A 17,736-nucleotide genomic window follows, 5' to 3' on the forward strand; every position below is an offset into this window, starting at 1 on the left:
ATTAATTTTGGTTCAGATTATTCAACAACTGTTCCAAACTCATCTCATCCTGAATCAATACCTGACGGGCTTTACTGCCTTCAAATGGACCCACAATTCCTGCAGCTTCCAATTGGTCAATCAATCTTCCGGCACGGTTGTATCCAAGTTTTAACTTTCGCTGTAAAAGGGAAGCAGAACCTTGTTGCGCCATCACAATTACGCGCGCGGCATCATCAAACAGACTATCGCGTTCGCTCAAATCCACATCCATAAGACCGCCTCCGTCTTCGCCCACATATTCCGGTAGTAAGAAAGCATCTGCGAAACCAGCTTGTGAACCGATGTATTCGGTGATATCATCGACTTCGGGTGTATCCACAAAAGCACATTGCAATCGAACTAATTCATTTCCGGTGGTGAAAAGCATATCTCCTTTTCCGATTAATTGATCGGCACCCGCCGAATCCAAAATCGTTCTTGAATCAATTTTTGAAGTAACTCGGAAAGCGACTCTCGCAGGGAAATTCGCCTTGATAATACCTGTGATTACATTTACAGACGGCCTTTGCGTAGCAATGATCAAATGAATGCCCACCGCTCTCGCTAATTGTGCCAAACGGGCAATCGGGGTTTCCACTTCTTTTCCGGCGGTCATAATCAAATCGGCAAATTCATCCACGATTAACACAATGTACGGCAAAAATCTATGTCCGTGTTCCGGATTTAATTTGCGATTTTTAAATTTTTCGTTGTATTCTTTCAGATTTCGGACGTAAGCATTTTTCAATAATTCGTAGCGTTCGTCCATTTCAATACAAAGCGAATTCAAAGTATGAATAACCTTGGTGTTGTCGGTAATAATCGCATCCTCACTATCAGGAAGTTTGGCTAAATAATGCCGTTCGATTTTGGAATAAAGCGTTAATTCTACCTTTTTCGGATCGACCATCACAAACTTTAATTCGGTCGGATGTTTTTTGTACAAAAGGGAAGCGATGATCGCATTCAACCCAACTGATTTTCCTTGTCCGGTGGCTCCGGCCATCAATAAGTGCGGCATTTTGGCCAAATCGGCTACAAAAGTTTCGTTTTCGATAGTTTTTCCAAATGCAATCGGTAAATCCATTTTGGCTTGTTGGAATTTGCTCGAAGCAATTACCGAACGCATGGAAACCATGGTTGGGCTGCTGTTTGGAACCTCAATTCCAATGGTTCCTTTACCCGGAATTGGTGCGATGATTCGGATTCCGAGTGCGCTCAAACTTAAAGCGATATCATCTTCCAGATTTTTAATCTTCGAAATTCTAACTCCGGCTTCCGGAACGATTTCGTATAAAGTAACCGTCGGACCAATGGTTGCCTTGATTTGCGAAATCCCGATTCCGTAATTGGCAAGGGTTTCCACAATCCGGTTTTTGTTTTGTTCCAGTTCCTGCTGATTTACCGTCACGTTGTCGCCGGTTTCGTATTTCCGCAATAAATCAAGCGTCGGGAATTTATATTTGGGAAGTTCCAGTCTGTGGTCATATTCGCCATGTTTTTCGACAAGATCTGAAGCGATTTTATCGACTGTATCTTCTTCGTGGGCTTTTTCTATCGTAAGCGCCACATCATTATCATCTTTTGGCGGAATGATTTCGGGAACCGGTTCCGGCTTAATTTCCGTTGTTTGTTTGGGTTCTGAACCTGTTTTCATAACCGGTTTGAAATCTTCTTCATTCAGTTCTTCAATCCTCTTTTCCTGAACAGTTTTTACGATTTCCGGTTCGTGCACATCAAGGAATGGATCATCTTCACGGATTTCAAATTCGTCATCTTCCACCACATCTTTGTCGAGTCCTTTTGATTTTCGTTCCAATGTGGACGAAATTTTATCGGGCGTAATACGCCAGTTCACAACCAAATATAAAATCAGGCTGACAAAAATGGCGATTCCCGTTCCGATTTTTCCAATGAGCATATTCAGAAAATCATTGACTTCAAAACCCATCACACCGTGCAGAATTCCTTTTTGGAAAATAAAACCTAAAGCAATCGGAAGCCAGATCAGGAAAAATATACAATTGTATAAAAGTTTAAATGGCTTGATTTGTTTGAAACGAAACAGGATTTTGATGCCAATCAGAATGAAAAAAATCGGAAGGAAAAAGGATGTAATTCCGATTCCATGGTAGATGAACAATTCGCCCAGGTATGCACCGATTTTCCCCATTACATTTTCAGCTACAATCTCGCGACTCCAAAAGTTGCTCAACTGACTTTGATCGTTTTCGTAATTAAATAAATAGGAAATAAAGGATATGAGTAGAAATAAGCCGATGGCAATCAGCAGCACACCCAATATTGTTTTCAATACGTTTTTGCGGGAATTATTTTTGGAAATCAACGTTGGCTCGTCCATTCTGTGTTTAAAGATTTTCAACTCACAAAAATAGGAAATTTTGTGGGAGTTCAGCATTTTTGAAAACCGAATTTTAGCAAACAGAAAATGCTAAAACTTAATTTTGATTCTCAAATATTCGATTAACTTTGTAATCCTTATGCAAAATTTCGTTGTTTCCGCCAGAAAATACCGTCCGCTACAGTTTGAAGATGTAGTGGGGCAATCGGCCATTACCGAAACCCTTGACCATGCTATTTCCAGCAATCAACTGGCGCAGGCACTGCTTTTCTGCGGTCCGAGAGGAGTCGGGAAAACCACTTGTGCCCGGATTTTGGCCCGGAAAATCAACGAAGAAAACGGAATTTCTGAAGAAGATCAGGATTTTGCCTTTAATATTTTTGAGCTTGATGCAGCTTCCAATAATTCGGTGGATGACATACGAAACCTGATCGACCAGGTTCGATTTGCACCCCAAGTCGGGAAATACAAGGTATATATCATTGATGAGGTGCATATGCTGTCAAACGCAGCTTTCAACGCCTTTTTAAAAACTTTGGAAGAACCACCTGCGCACGCGATTTTCATTTTGGCAACCACCGAAAAACACAAAATCATCCCGACGATTTTGTCGCGTTGCCAGATTTATGATTTCAAACGGATTTCCATTCAGGATATTCAGGCACATTTGATTAAAATTGCGGAGCAGGAAAACATTACCTACGAAGAAGATGCACTTCATCTGATTGCGATGAAAGCCGACGGGGCTTTGCGCGACGCACTTTCCACTTTTGACCGTATGGTAACTTTTACCGCAGGAAATTTAACACTGGAAAAAGTAGCGGAAAACCTGAATGTTTTGGATTATGAATATTATTTCAAAATCACCGATGCCGCACAGAAAAATCAGATTCCGGAACTTTTATTGGAATTCAACGAAATCCTAAACAAAGGTTTTGATGCACATGTTTTCATCAATGGGCTGGGCGGGCATTTCCGTGACTTGCTGGTGTCCAAAATTCCGCAAACCGTGGAACTGTTAGAAGTCGGTGAGAAAACAAAAGCCAAATACCTGGAGCAAGCCAAAAATTGTGATATAAAATTCCTGACAGATGCCATCGAAATCTGCAATCTGACCGATATGAATTATAAATCAAGCAAAAACTCACGATTGACAGTGGAAATTGCTTTGATGCAAATCGGTTCATTGACAGCAGAAAATCAGACCGATAAAAAAAAAAGTTTAGGATAATTCCACCGGTAATTTCTGCCGAAGAAATTATTGCTAAAAAATCTGGAAACCTTTCCAAAACTGAAAAGATTCCGGAAAAGCCATCGACCCCAAAGGTAATTCCTGAACCGGAAAAAATAGAGCGAGCAGAAAAACCACTTCAAAGTCAGGTGCAACGTTCCTTTAATCTGAAAACGATTTTCAATACAGTTGAAGAAGAAAAAGCGGTAATTGAAAACCTGGAAAACAAACCCAAAGATGAGTTTGCTCAAGAGAAATTGATGCAACTTTGGGAAGAATTCCTCAATCAATTGCTGAAAGCAAATAAAATCCCCGCTTATAATGCGCTTCATACAGGAAAGTTGGAGTTAAAGGATAATTTCAAGATTCAATTTGAATTCAGTTCGGCCTCACTTGCCAATGAATTTGATTTGGAAAAGGATAATCTGATGTGGTTTCTTCGTGAGAAATTAAACAATTATGCCATTGATTTCCAAGTTCAAGTCATTCAGGATGATACGGTGAAATACATTAAAACGAAAGCAGATGTTTTCAAAGAAATGGCCGAAAAAAATCCGATTCTTTTGAAAATGAAAGAGGAGTTGGGATTAGATTATAATTCTAACGAATAAGAGCAAATTATTTCGTAAACTTGCCGAAAATTTAATTAGAATGAAATGAGTCATAACGAACTAGGTTTTTAACTGAATTTTTTTTGACGAATTCTATCTGATAAGTAAAAAACAAAATAAAAATAAACAGATGAAAAAAATAATTACGACTGTAATTTTGGCTGCTGTTGTTGTTTCTTGTAACGAATCAGGAAGTAGCATTGGCAACGTTAAAAAATTGGAAAACAATGACCAGAAAGCCGGATATGCTTATGGATTGAGCATTGGTGAGCAAGTTCAGAATTATTCAACTTCTCTGAAAGCAGACAGTTTGAATTATTCAGAATTAGAAAAAGGTATCACGGATTACTTGAAAGCAGATAAAAAAACAAGAGATTCGTACAGTACGGGTCAACAGATTGGTAAAAATATTACCGATTTCTTGAAAATGCAGAAATTGGAAGGTGTTGTTGATGAAAAATTCATCGTTCAGGGTATAATGGATGTTGTGAAAAAGAAAGACCTTTTGTTTGCAAAAGATTCAATCGATACTTTCATGCGTCAGTACATGCAGGATAACATCACGCGTCTTCAGAATGAAAACCTTAAAAAAGGAAACGAATTCCTTGAAGCAAAAAAGAAAGACAGCAAAGTAAAAGCGACTGAAAGCGGATTGCTTTATGAAGTTGTGACAGAAGGAACCGGTGAAATGCCAACCGAAAACAGCATCGTAGAAGTTCACTATAAAGGGCAGACTTCTGATGGAAAAGAATTTGATGCTTCTCAAGAAGGGCAGCCTGCTAAATTCCCATTGGCCAACGTAATTCAGGGATGGAAAGAAGGCTTACAATTGATGAAAGTTGGTGCTAAATATAAATTCTATATTCCTGCGAATTTAGGATATGGTGAATTTGGTGACCCAAGCGGAAAAATTGGTCCGAATGAAACTTTGATTTTCGATGTGGAATTGGTCTCTACAGAAGAAATGCCTGCTCAACAACAGCAACAAGGTCAGCCACAGCTTTCTCCTGAACAAATGGAGGAATTGCAACGAATGATGCAACAACAAGGGAATTAATTCTCAGTTTAAGATAAAAATAAAGCCATCTCGGTTCAACCGAGATGGCTTTTTTATGGGTATTGATTTCTTGAATTATTTATTCATCGAAATCAGGAATTCTTCGTTGGAACGAGTGTCTCTGATTCGGTGAATCAGGAATTCCATTGCTTCCAGCGGATTCATATCGGCCAAATGATTTCTCATAATCCACATGCGTTGCATAGTTGGTTCGTCCAAAAGTAAATCATCACGACGCGTACTGGAAGAAACCAAATCGATGGCAGGGAAAATTCGTTTGTTGGCAATTTTTCTGTCCAATTGCAATTCCATGTTACCTGTTCCTTTGAATTCTTCGAAGATTACTTCGTCCATTTTGGAGCCTGTATCAATCAATGCCGTAGCGAGAATGGTAAGTGATCCACCGTTTTCGATGTTTCTTGCTGCACCAAAAAATCTTTTGGGTTTATGAAGTGCGTTGGCGTCCACACCACCCGACAAAACTTTACCGGAAGCTGGTGCCACCGTGTTGTAAGCTCTTGCCAGACGTGTAATCGAGTCGAGTAAAATCACTACATCGTGTCCGCATTCTACCATTCGTTTGGCTTTGGACAAAACAAGATTGGCAACTTTTACGTGTTCCGAAGCTTCTTTGTCAAAAGTTGAAGCCACGACTTCGCCGTTTACGCTTCGTTTCATATCAGTAACCTCCTCAGGACGTTCGTCGATCAATAAAACGATGAGATAAGCTTCAGGGTGATTGGCTGCAATGGCATTGGCAACTTCTTTTAATAAAACGGTTTTACCGGTTTTGGGTTGTGCCACGATCATCCCTCTTTGCCCTTTTCCGATGGGAGCGAACAAATCGAGAATTCGGGTAGAAAGTGTTGCATTGTTTTCTGCCAACATAAATTTTTCATCCGGAAACAAAGGCGTCAAGTGCTCAAAAGCAACGCGATCCCGAACAAAATCCGGCGTTCGTCCGTTGATTTCTTTTATTTTAATCAGCGGAAAATATTTTTCTCCCTCTTTTGGTGGACGAACTTCTCCGGTGATAGTATCTCCGGTTTTCAGTCCGAACAAACGGATTTGAGATTGGGAAACATACACATCATCGGGAGAAGAAAGGTAATTGAAATCAGATGAACGCAGAAAACCGTAGTTATCCGGCATAATCTCCAAAACACCTTCCGTATCTATAATTCCTTCAAATTCATAGTTGGCCGCACGGTATTTATTTTTTTCAGAAGTCTCTTGAGTCTGGGTGTTTCCCTGGTTCTGATTCTGATTTGAGTTCTGATTTTTGTGCTGGAAGTTTCCGCCTTGTTTTTTCTTGTTGTGGTGCGGATTGTTGGTTCGGTTATTATTTTGTTGGGGTTGATTAGATTGGTCCTGATTAGGTTGTGTAGTATTATTTTGTTGGTTTTGCTGTTTAGGAGTCGGTTTATTTTGAGAATTTTCCGATTTAGGGGCTTCTACCTTTTCCTTTGGAGTCTCGACAATTTCAGGTTTCACTTCTTTTGGAGAATTAGAGGATTCCTGCGGAGTGAATTTTTTTCTCGGACGTTTCGCTTTGTTTTCGCCGTCTGCTTCATTTTCAGTTTTTTCTTGCGCAGAATTATCGGCCTGATGATCTAAGATACTGTAAATCAAATCCATTTTTTTCTGTTGTTTGGCTTTTTTGATTTTCAGGTTGGTAGCTATCTCTAGTAATTCATCAACTTTTTTGGTCTTGAGTTCGTTTAAATCAAACATATGTATGTGTGTAATATTTTTTGCTAAAATTGAATAGAATGTGTTTGAGGATTACTCCTAACAATTGTGGGTTGAAAACATTGAATAAAATGTAATGTGAAGAATAGTCGTTAGGAACAACTCTGCAATGTTACGAATAAATTTTAATACACAACAAAAAAATTATTTATAATTTTGTAGCTGAATTTTGATAAATGATACAAAGAAAGCAGAGTATTTATTTGTTTCTTGCGGCATTGGTTTCGGGGATTTCCACTTGGGTAGCCGATTTGTGGAAAGTGGCGCGAGAGTGGATGCAGCCTGAAGATAATTTGGCAACCTTTCTGCTATTTGGTGTTTCGGCTCTTTTATCGTTTCTGACCATTTTTCTGTTTAAAAACAGATTGATGCAAATGCGGTTAAATAGCCTAAATATTTTTTTGAACATTTTGTTAATTGGCTATCTGGCCTATGTTTTATCGGCATTGCCCGGAGGGTTTTCGGACTCAGAGAAGGGCATTGGGCTTTTGGTTCCTTTCGTATCGATTGTTCTGCTTTTCATAGCTAATCGGTTTATTAAGAAAGACGAAAAGCTTGTAAAATCGGTAGACAGGTTCAGGTAACTTAACAACTTTTTATATGAGCGCGAAGCAGCCTTTTGAATAAGGCTGCTTTTTTTGTGCCTTAATTTCATTTTATTCTCAATTTGACTTGCCTGAATACAAAGGGGAAATTGAAATTTATTGTAAAAATTTAATCTAACCCCTAAATTTTTTAGGGTGTGTTTCATTTTTTCTATTAAATTTGCTGCGATAACCCAATAAAAATATACCACCATGTCACAATTGCGATTTAATGCTTTGAAAGAAGTCTTTCGAAGAGAGCCCGTGGAGGTCAAAATTCCGGAACGTTTGTCCCGATTGTATAATCAGAATGTTTTTTCTGACGAAACCATGAAGGAATATTTAACCCAAAGCGCCTATAAATATATAGTCGCGGCAAAGGAAAAAGGAGAGAAAATTCCCCGAGAAATTGCAGATCAGGTGGCTTCGGCTATGAAGGAATGGGCAATTTCCAAAGGCGCAACGCACTATACGCATTGGTTTCAACCTTTAACGGGAACGACGGCAGAAAAACACGATGCTTTTTTCAGTACGGTGGAAGGCGGTCTGGCCATTGAACAATTCAATGGTTCGATGCTGGTACAGCAGGAGCCCGATGCTTCCAGTTTTCCCAACGGCGGAATCCGGAATACGTTTGAAGCCCGAGGTTATACAGCTTGGGATCCGACTTCGGCGGCATTTGTGATCGATACGACATTGTGTATTCCTTCGGTTTTTATTTCCTATACGGGCGATACGCTGGATTATAAAACACCTTTGCTGAGAGCGCTTCAGGCGGTAGATGAAGCGGCGACGGAAGTAGCGCGTTATTTTGACAGAAACGTAAATAAAGTTCAGTCTACATTGGGTTGGGAGCAGGAATATTTCCTTGTGGATTCGGCTTTGTTCAATACGCGTCCCGATTTGCAGCTGACCGGAAGGACGCTTTTGGGGCATTCTCCCGCAAAAGGTCAGCAATTGGAAGATCATTATTTTGGTTCAATTCCTTTGCGAATTCTAAGATTTATGCAGGAATTGGAAGTAGAATGTATGAAATTGGGAATTCCAATTAAAACAAGACACAATGAAGTGGCGCCGAATCAGTTTGAATGTGCGCCGATTTTTGAAGAAGCCAATCAAGCCGTAGATCATAATTCACTTCTGATGGATTTGATGGCGAGAGTGGCGAGAAGACATAATTTTAAAGTTTTACTCCACGAAAAACCATTTAAAGGTGTAAACGGTTCCGGTAAACATAATAACTGGTCGCTCAGTACAGATACTGGTGAAAATTTATTGAGTCCCGGAAAAAATCCGAAGAAAAACCTTCAGTTTCTGACATTCTTCATCAACACGATTAAAGCGGTTCATGATTATGGCGATATTTTGAGAAGTACGATTGCTTCTGCAAGTAATGACCATCGGTTAGGAGCAAATGAAGCGCCGCCAGCGATCATTTCTATTTTTATCGGTTCGCAGCTATCGGGAGTTTTGGATGAATTGGAAAAAGTTACCGAAGGAAGGTTGACGCCCGATGAGAAAACCGATCTCAAGCTCAATATAGTGGGGAAAATCCCTGAAATTTTATTGGACAATACCGATAGAAACCGAACTTCGCCTTTTGCTTTTACCGGAAATAAATTTGAATTCCGGGCGGTGGGTTCATCGGCCAACTGTGCCGAAGCCATGATGGTCATCAATACAATGGTGGCAAACCAATTAAAATTATTCAAATCGGAAGTTGAGAAATTAATTGAAAGCGGTCTTACCAAAGACGAAGCCATCTTCAATGTTTTGAGAGATTACATCAAAACTTCACGTAATATATTATTTGAAGGTGACGGATATAGCCAAAGCTGGGAAAAAGAAGCCGCCAAAAGAAAGTTGAAAAACCTGAAATCGACTCCTGAAGCGTTGAAAATCGAAATGGAGCCCAAATTCATGAATTTGTTTTTGGACAATAGTGTTTTGAGTAAAGTTGAAATTGAAGCGAGAAATGAAATCAAACTTGAGAAATATTCGACGCTGATTGATATTGAAGCGCAGGTTTTGGTTGATTTGGCACGGAATCATATCATTCCCACGGCGGTTATTTACCAGAATAAATTAATTGAGAACGTTCGCGGTCTGAAAGAAATTTTCAGTGTAGATGAATACAAATCCCTGGCACAGGAACAGATTGATTTGATCAAAATGATTTCTGAGAAAATTGCCGGTATAAAAATTTCGGTGGACAAAACGATTGCAGAATTGAAAAACTGTCATGAAATTATGGACTCTCACAAAAAAGCAGAAGCTTATTCCAAAAAAGTTAAACCTTATTTTGATATCATTCGTGCAGATGTCGATGAATTGGAGATGATGGTGGATGATGAAATCTGGCCACTTACCAAATACAGAGAGTTATTGTTTACTAAATAAAAGTCTCAGGAAAGTCTGATTGGATATAGTCGTTTTAAACTCTGACTTCGGGAAATTCTATATGATATAAATCAGAAATTATGTTAAATTATGATAGAAACTGATTATTCGGAAATAAATAACTTAAATTTGAATTATAAATTAAATAAATTATTATGAAAAAAATTCTATTTTCGTTGGCTTTGGTAGCCGGATTTTCGTTAGTAAACGCGCAAACAGTATTGATTGAAGACGATTTTGAATCATATGAGGATTTCATTATCGACGGAGTTGGAGACTGGGTTTTGATCGACGTTGACGGATTAGGTACTTATTCAGGAGGAGGAGGTACATTCCCGAACCAATTTGATCCAAAAGCATTTATGGTATTCAATCCATTGACTGCAGGAGTTACAAATGATGATGGTAGCGGTGGAGAAACCCGTAATTTTGATCCTCATTCAGGTGATAAATACATGGGAGCTTGGGCTTCGAGTGGTGGTGCAAACAATGATTGGTTGATTTCACCTCCTATTACTTTAGGAGCTGCAGATAACGTAGTGGAGTTCTATGCTAAATCAATGTCAGATTCTTATGGACTTGAAATGTTCAATACTTACGTATATGTAGGTTCTGACGTTCCTTCAACTGATGATTTCGTTTGGATTGATCAATATCAGCCAGGATGGGAAAACTGGGAATTAGTTTCTGAAAACCTTGACGCATATGCAGGTCAGACAATTCGTTATGCGATTCAGTGTGTATCAAACGACGTTTATATGTTGATGATTGATACTTTCAAAGTTACAACAGGAGGTTTAGGTATCTCTGATTTAAACGCAAATGTTTCTTCAGTTTATCCAAACCCAGTGGTTGACACTTTCAACGTTAGCTTGTCTTCTAAATTCAACACATCTAACGTAACAGTTACTGTTACTGATCTTGCAGGAAGAACAGTTAAAACTTTTGGAGCAGCAGATTCTTACAATGTTTCTGACTTGTCAAAAGGAGTTTACGTAGTTACTATCACAGATGGTAAGAACACAGAAACGAAGAAAATCGTTAAAAAATAATCAGATTTAATTCTGATTTCTGAACCGCAGGTGAAAACCTGCGGTTTTTTTATTTTCCTCATTTTATATCCCACGATTTCCTATTTCTAAATTCTAAATTTATCTTTGCAGTCCAAAAATCAGAAAATGGCAGACAGTAGTTTATTGGAAAAATTAAGAGCAATCAAACAAAGATTTGACGAAGTTTCAGATCTCATCATCCAGCCCGATGTGATTTCAGACCAATCACGCTACGCCAAACTGAACAAAGAATATTCTGATTTAAAAGACATCGTCGCCAAACAACAGGAATATGAATCCCTGCTCAACGTAATTTCTGAAGCAGACGAAATTATTTCAGACGGAAGTGACGGCGAAATGGTAGAATTGGCCAAATTGGAAAAAGACGAAGCCATTCATAAAATTCCTGAAATCGAGGAAGAAGTGAAATTCATGCTGATTCCAAAAGACCCCGAAGACGAGAAAAATATAATCGTGGAACTACGTGCCGGAACCGGAGGAGATGAAGCGGCCATTTTTGTGGAAGACGTTTTCCGTATGTACACCATGTATTTCAAAGAAAAGGGTTGGCGTTATGAAGTGCTGAATTCAAACGAAGGATCGGTAAAAGGCTTCAAAGAGCTCATCATGGAAGTTCAGGGAAATGCCGTTTTTGGCACCATGAAATATGAAAGTGGCGTGCATCGGGTGCAGCGTGTGCCGGAAACGGAATCACAAGGACGCGTTCATACTTCCGCTATCACTGTGGCAGTTTTGCCCGAAGCAGAAGAAGTGGATGTTGAAATAAATCCGGCTGATCTGGAGTATCAAACAGCGCGTTCGAGCGGAGCAGGAGGACAAAACGTAAACAAAGTCGAAACCAAAGTTCAGCTTACTCACAAACCATCCGGAATTGTGATTGTCTGTCAGGAAGCACGTTCTCAGCACGCAAACCGTGAAAGGGCTTTGCAATTACTTCGGACTAAATTATACGAAATCGAATACGAAAAAAAACACGCAGAACGTTCTGCGCAACGTAAATCGCTGGTTTCAACCGGGGATCGTTCGGCCAAAATTCGTACCTATAATTATCCGCAGGGAAGGGTAACCGATCACCGTATCAATAAATCGATTTATAATCTTGACAACTTCATGAACGGCGATATTCAGGAAATGATTGACGCACTCAAATTGGCAGAAAACGCTGAGAAGCTGAAAGGAGCAGAGGAGATTTAGCCAATTGCGGGATAAAATTTCCCAATCTTACTTTTAGAAATCAAATATTTCTTAAATTTAGGGAGTAAACTAACCCTTACTACCTTGAAAGAGAAATTTCTACATTTTATATGGAGGTTTCAGTTATTTCAGTCAACGCCTCTATTCACGACCGACGGCTCTCCGGTTTCCGTGGAATCAAAAGGTTTGTGGAATAAAGTAGACGCCGGTCCTGATTTCTCCATGGCCAGAATCAGAATCGGAAACGAAATTTGGGTAGGTAATCTTGAAATACACGTCAAAAGTTCTGACTGGAATCTGCACAATCATTCTGTCGATAAAAATTACGAAAATATAATTCTTCATGTTGTGTATGAACATGATAAAAACATAGGATTTCTGGAATCGAGAAATATCAAAACCCTGGAACTGAAAAACTATATTGCTCAAGAAGTACTTTCAAATTATGAATCCTTATTGGAATCTGAACAGAATTTCATTCCTTGTGAAAAAAGCCTGCATTTGATTCAGCAAGATTCGGTCAAATTCTGGCTGGAACGAATGGTTATTGAACGGCTTGAACGCAAAACTGAAGAAATAGAAAGAGAATTTATTCAGTCCGGAAAAAACTGGGAAGAACTTCTGTTCAAGAAAATGGCGTATGCATTTGGTTTGAAGATAAATGCCGAAGCTTTTTTGATTTGGGCATCATCATTTGATTTTAAAATTCTCAATAAAGTCCAGACAAACCCGGAGTATGTTTATGCATTGTTTTTTGGACAAGCCGGATTTTTAAATTTAAAAACAGAAGGTTCCTATATTCAGAATCTTCAAAAAAATTATTTGTTTTTAAAGTCTAAATTCGGACTGAATCCGTTGGACAAACACATTTTTAAATTTTTTCGTTTGCGTCCACCTAGTTTTCCGACTGTGCGTATGATGCAGTTGGCAACAATTTACGTGCACTATCAAAATGTTTTCGCATTTCTGATGGGAACAAAAGATGTGAAGAAAATCCGCAAAGTTTTCAATGAGTTGGAATATCCGGATTTTTGGGAAAATCATTTTAGAATCGAAAAAGAAAGTTCGGTTCGCTCCAAAAAGGAAATTTCAAACGAATTAATTGATAGAATTATAATTAATGTCATCATCCCGCTGAAATTTATCTATGCAAAGCATCGTGGTGTGGAAATTTCTGAAGAATTGCTGGAATGGCTTCGCATACTCCCGCCGGAGAAAAATACTATCATTCATGAATTCAAAAAGTTGGGACTAAAAGCGGAAAATGCTTTTGAAACCCAAGCTTATCTCGAATTGAAAAATCACTTTTGCAACGAGAAAAAATGTTTAAATTGCGCATTAGGACTACAAATACTTAAAAATGTTTGACAAACTCAGAAATTTTCTGGAATTCAATGGATTTAATGTGATTTCACGCATTGCTGATAAATTTGGAGTTCGCGCTTCCAAACTACGTTTGCTGTATATTTATTTATCGTTTGTCACATTGGGAATTACCTTTGCTTTCTACTTGATTATGGCATTTTTTCTTTGGGTAAAAGATGGGATTGTAGTAAGGAGAAAGTCTGTTTTTGATTTATAATTAAGAAAAAATTATGATAATTGTCAGAAAGTTTATATTTTAGTTAAATATTTGAAAAATATATTAGATGATTCAGCTTAATTAAGCTTAAAAATAAACACATGAGGACTTTTGCAAAATCCCGAATTCGCTACAGCAAATCGCAGCGAATGGGGATTTTTGCTTTTTTAATAGTGCTAATTGGATTTCAGTTTTTAAATTTTTTCCTAAGCCAAAGTGAACCGGTTTATGAAGTAGCAGAGGTGCCGGAAGATGTTTTACATCTCGATCTGCAACTAGCAAGTGCCAAAACTTCTACAAATTCATCAGAATATTCTCTAGAGAATTTTGATCCGAATAAATTATCGGCGGAAGAATGGCAAAAACTCGGTTTTTCTGAAAAGCAGGTAAATACGATTTTGAAATATAAATATTCAATTGGCGGATATTTTTCTGATAAAGAAGAAATCAAAAATTGTTTTGTAATCAGTGAAAAGAAGTTTTCGGAAATTGAACCTTTTATTGTTTTTGAAGATTTAAACCGATATGAAAATTCTAGGAATTCCTATTTTAATTCTAAATCCCCAAAAGAAGCCAAAACCAAGATTCGCTATGAGAAGTTTAATCCGAATGATTATACACTTGAAGATTGGAAAAGAATTGGATTTTCGGAAAAGCAAGCCACAACTATTTTGAAATATAAAAAATCGAGAGGTGGTAAATTTAATTCGCTCCAAGAAATCGCAGCTTGTTTTGTCATCAGTGATGAAAAATTCGCAGAAATGAAACCTTATATGGTTTTGCCGACCGTGAAAAGTAAAGGTGAAATAAAATTGCTGGAAGAGGAAGCTGAAGTTTCAGAACCAAAACCTTTAAAAATAGAGAGTTTCAATCCGAATGAACTTAGATTTGATGAATGGTTACAACTGGGCTTTACCGAAAAACAAGCAAATACGATTCTTAATTATAAAAAATCTTTGGGCGGAAAATTCAAGGATGCCGAAACCTTTGGTAAGTGCTATGCAGTAAGCACCGAAAAGTTGGCAGAATTGGAACCATATATGGTGTTTGATTAGCGTTTGGTATTTATTCTGTCAAATTTTCTTATTTTTGAGCACTTGAAATCAAAAGGAACCAAAGGTTCAGTAAAGCAAACAAAATAGTAAGTAATGAATTTTGAGATAAACGAAAATCAGAAAATTATCGCTGAGTCGGCAAGAGAATTTGCCAAACAATATATAGAACCACAGATGATGGAGTGGGACGAATCCCAGCATTTTCCGGTTGAAGTATTTAAAAAAGCCGGAGAAATGGGGTTTATGGGAATTTTGGTTCCGGAAGAATTAGGCGGAAGCGGGCTTTCGTATGACGAATATGTTTCCATTGTAGATGAGATTTCCCAAGTAGACCCTTCCATCGGATTGTCAATTGCAGCACATAATTCTTTGTGTACAAACCACATTTTGACTTTTGGAAATGAAGAGCAGAAAAAAAAGTGGATTCCACAATTAGCAACCGGAGAAGTGATCGGCGCTTGGGGACTTACCGAACACAACACCGGATCTGATGCGGGAGGAATGAATACTACCGCCAAAAAGGACGGTGATGATTGGGTAATTAACGGCGCAAAAAATTTCATCACGCATGCCATTAGCGGAGACATCGCAGTGGTAATGACTAGAACCGGTGAAAAAGGAACTTCCAACAACGCCACAGCATTTGTATTGGAAAAAGGAATGCACGGGTTTACGTCAGGAAAAAAAGAAAACAAACTCGGAATGCGTGCTTCGGAAACTGCCGAATTGATTTTTGATAACGTACGCGTTCCCGATAGTCATCGTCTTGGTGAAGTAGGGGAAGGTTTCAAGCAGGCGTTGAAAATTCTGGATGGCGGACGGATTTCCATTGCAGCATTGAGTTTGGGAATTGCCAAGGGTGCATATAAAGCAGCATTGAAATATGCAAAAGAACGTCATCAATTCGGGCAGGCGATTGCAAACTTCCAGGCGATTAATTTCAAATTAGCCGAAATGGCAACAGATATTGAAGCATCTGAATTATTGATTCAAAAAGCCTCTTATTTGAAAAATAATGATTTGCCCATGACCACTGAAGGCGCTATGGCAAAATATTATGCGTCAGAAGCCTGTGTGCGAATTGCGAATGAAGCAGTTCAGATTTTCGGTGGATATGGTTATACAAAAGACTTTCCGGCTGAGAAGTATTACCGTGATTCGAAGCTTTGTACCATTGGCGAAGGAACCACAGAAATTCAAAAATTAGTAATCGGAAGAAATATTCTGAAAGATTAGGTAAAATATTTTGCAGGATTAAGAAAGTTTTCTATCTTTGCAACCTCAAAAATAAGAGTAAATATGTTAATTATACCAGTAAAAGACGGAGAATCAATCGACAAAGCGTTGAAGAAATACAAACGTAAATTTGATAAAACCGGTGTTGTTCGCGAATTGAGAAGTCGTCAGCAATTTATCAAGCCTTCTATTTTGGAAAGACAGGCGCGTCTGCGTGCTGCTTACAAGCAAAGAATGCAGAGCAAAGAAGAAGCTTAAGATTTTACTGAAATCATATACGCCTGTTCATGAAAGTTTTTTAACTTTGATGAACAGGTTTTTTTATGTCTATATCCAAATTTTTACAATACCTGAAAGTCGAAAAAAACTATTCGGCCCACACAATCAAAAGTTATGGAGATGACTTGACGGAATTTTTGGCGTTCTATCAGTCCGAAACTTCAAATCCAGAAATTGAACAGGCGCAAAAACTTGATCTGCGCAATTACATTGTCTGTCTTTCTCAGAACTCATTATCAGAAAGAAGCATCAACCGAAAAGTCAGTACGCTCAAATCTTATTATAAATATTTACTTAAAATTGGTGAAATTGAAGTTTCGCCTGCAACCGGAATCAGAACACTGAAACAGTATCCGAAAGTTCAGGTTCCTTTTTCAGAAGATGAAATGAGCAGTTTATTTGAGACCGAGGGTTTGTTTCCCGATGGGTTTAATGGAATTCGGGATCGGCTGATGCTGGAAATGCTATATCAGACCGGCATGAGGCGAAGTGAGCTAATCAATCTTCAAGTGGGTAGCGTAGATTTTTCTCAAAAGCATTTGAAAGTTTTGGGAAAAAGAAATAGAGAGCGGCTGATTCCTTTAAGTGATAAATTATTAAAAAATCTGTTGAAGTACCTAGAAGAGCGCAGAGAGGTATTTCCGAATGATTCAACCTTTTTATTTCTTACTGAAAAAGGAAAACCTTTTTATGATAAACTTGTTTATAATTTGGTAAATTCTTATCTTAGTCATATCAGTACGAAGCGAAAAAAAAGTCCTCATATGCTGAGGCATAGTTTTGCTACACATTTGTTGAATCGTGGAGCCGATTTGAATGCGGTCAAAGAGCTTTTGGGGCATTCAAGTCTCGCGTCCACGCAGGTTTACACACATGGTAGCATAGAGCAATTAAAAAAAGTGTTTAACCAAGCTCACCCAAGAGAGCAAAAAAATTAGGTAATTATGACAATTAATCTTCAGACAGTTAATTTCAACGCCAAAGAAGGGTTAGAAGAATACGTTGAAAGAAAGTTAAGTAAATTGGAGCAATATTATGATAAAATCATATCCGTTCAGGTGGCAATGCGAGTTGAAAACGTATCGGATAAGGAGAATAAATTTGTAGATATAAAACTGGAAGTTCCAGGGGATGATATTATGGTGAAAAAGTCGGGTCAAACATTTGAAGAATGCATTGATTTATCGGTAGATACATTAAAGAAGTTAATCATCAGAAAAAAGGAGAAAATCACAGACAGATAAGGCAAAGAAATATTTTTTTCCAAAAATTTGGAGAATTCGTAAAACTTCGTACATT

16 protein-coding genes are annotated in these 17,736 nt (G+C 38.2%); 14 read left to right on the forward strand and 2 right to left on the reverse strand.

Annotation, left to right across the window (positions count from 1 at the left end):
- Position 1 precedes the first annotated feature (1 nt).
- Complete coding sequence (locus tag WBF63_RS10175; protein ID WP_424369610.1) at positions 2–2,383, reverse strand: DNA translocase FtsK 4TM domain-containing protein; 2,382 nt, start codon at positions 2,381–2,383, stop codon at positions 2–4.
- Between the two features lie 139 nt (positions 2,384–2,522).
- On the opposite strand from WBF63_RS10175, the gene dnaX reads away from it, so the two are divergent.
- The 3 genes from dnaX to WBF63_RS10190 all read left to right on the forward strand — a co-directional run bounded on the left by dnaX (position 2,523) and on the right by WBF63_RS10190 (position 5,282).
- A complete protein-coding gene (dnaX, locus tag WBF63_RS10180; RefSeq protein WP_424369611.1) occupies positions 2,523–3,614 on the forward strand; it encodes a DNA polymerase III subunit gamma/tau in 1,092 nt (363 codons plus the stop codon).
- Between the two features lie 149 nt (positions 3,615–3,763).
- The gene (locus tag WBF63_RS10185) at positions 3,764–4,225 is read left to right on the forward strand and encodes a hypothetical protein (RefSeq protein ID WP_424369612.1); all 462 of its coding nucleotides are present in this window, start codon (positions 3,764–3,766) and stop codon (positions 4,223–4,225) included.
- Positions 4,226–4,355: 130 nt separating this feature from the next.
- Complete coding sequence (locus WBF63_RS10190) at positions 4,356–5,282, forward strand: FKBP-type peptidyl-prolyl cis-trans isomerase (RefSeq protein ID WP_424369613.1); 927 nt, start codon at positions 4,356–4,358, stop codon at positions 5,280–5,282.
- A gap of 75 nt (positions 5,283–5,357) precedes the next feature.
- Here WBF63_RS10190 and rho read toward each other — a convergent pair whose 3' ends face one another.
- The gene (gene rho, locus WBF63_RS10195) at positions 5,358–7,016 is read right to left on the reverse strand and encodes a transcription termination factor Rho (RefSeq protein WP_424369614.1); all 1,659 of its coding nucleotides are present in this window, start codon (positions 7,014–7,016) and stop codon (positions 5,358–5,360) included.
- Between the two features lie 194 nt (positions 7,017–7,210).
- Here rho and WBF63_RS10200 point away from each other — a divergent pair, with 194 nt between their 5' ends.
- The 11 genes from WBF63_RS10200 (at position 7,211) to hpf (ending at position 17,681) form a co-directional block, all read left to right on the forward strand.
- The gene (locus WBF63_RS10200) at positions 7,211–7,618 is read left to right on the forward strand and encodes a DUF4293 domain-containing protein (protein ID WP_424369615.1); all 408 of its coding nucleotides are present in this window, start codon (positions 7,211–7,213) and stop codon (positions 7,616–7,618) included.
- 213 nt (positions 7,619–7,831) lie between these two features.
- Positions 7,832–10,018 carry a glutamine synthetase III gene (locus WBF63_RS10205; protein ID WP_424369616.1) on the forward strand — a complete coding sequence of 729 codons (2,187 nt, stop codon included), beginning with the start codon at positions 7,832–7,834 and terminating at the stop codon, positions 10,016–10,018.
- A gap of 155 nt (positions 10,019–10,173) precedes the next feature.
- Entirely contained in the window at positions 10,174–11,070 is an 897-nt protein-coding gene (locus WBF63_RS10210) for a T9SS type A sorting domain-containing protein (protein ID WP_424369617.1), read from the forward strand.
- Positions 11,071–11,196: 126 nt separating this feature from the next.
- The gene (gene prfA / locus WBF63_RS10215; RefSeq protein ID WP_424369618.1) at positions 11,197–12,285 is read left to right on the forward strand and encodes a peptide chain release factor 1; all 1,089 of its coding nucleotides are present in this window, start codon (positions 11,197–11,199) and stop codon (positions 12,283–12,285) included.
- Between the two features lie 84 nt (positions 12,286–12,369).
- Positions 12,370–13,653: a DUF2851 family protein gene (locus tag WBF63_RS10220; RefSeq protein WP_424369619.1), complete on the forward strand. Its 1,284-nt coding sequence runs from the start codon at positions 12,370–12,372 to the stop codon at positions 13,651–13,653.
- Positions 13,646–13,867, forward strand: a complete 222-nt coding sequence (locus tag WBF63_RS10225; RefSeq protein ID WP_424369620.1) for a PspC family transcriptional regulator — start codon at positions 13,646–13,648, stop codon at positions 13,865–13,867. The genes WBF63_RS10220 and WBF63_RS10225 overlap by 8 nt, the downstream gene beginning before the upstream one ends.
- A 101-nt stretch (positions 13,868–13,968) precedes the next feature.
- Entirely contained in the window at positions 13,969–14,922 is a 954-nt protein-coding gene (locus tag WBF63_RS10230; protein ID WP_424369621.1) for a hypothetical protein, read from the forward strand.
- Between the two features lie 93 nt (positions 14,923–15,015).
- Positions 15,016–16,158 carry an acyl-CoA dehydrogenase family protein gene (locus WBF63_RS10235; protein ID WP_424369622.1) on the forward strand — a complete coding sequence of 381 codons (1,143 nt, stop codon included), beginning with the start codon at positions 15,016–15,018 and terminating at the stop codon, positions 16,156–16,158.
- A 63-nt stretch (positions 16,159–16,221) separates the two neighbouring features.
- Positions 16,222–16,416 (forward strand): 30S ribosomal protein S21, encoded by a 195-nt coding sequence (gene rpsU, locus WBF63_RS10240; protein WP_424369623.1) that lies wholly within the window; start codon positions 16,222–16,224, stop codon positions 16,414–16,416.
- A 65-nt stretch (positions 16,417–16,481) separates the two neighbouring features.
- Positions 16,482–17,375: a tyrosine-type recombinase/integrase gene (locus WBF63_RS10245; protein ID WP_424369624.1), complete on the forward strand. Its 894-nt coding sequence runs from the start codon at positions 16,482–16,484 to the stop codon at positions 17,373–17,375.
- Between the two features lie 6 nt (positions 17,376–17,381).
- The gene (hpf, locus tag WBF63_RS10250; protein ID WP_424369625.1) at positions 17,382–17,681 is read left to right on the forward strand and encodes a ribosome hibernation-promoting factor, HPF/YfiA family; all 300 of its coding nucleotides are present in this window, start codon (positions 17,382–17,384) and stop codon (positions 17,679–17,681) included.
- Positions 17,682–17,736: the final 55 nt, after the last annotated feature.

This window comes from Moheibacter sp. (assembly GCF_049672845.1).
Classification (GTDB): Bacteria; Bacteroidota; Bacteroidia; order Flavobacteriales; family Weeksellaceae; genus Moheibacter.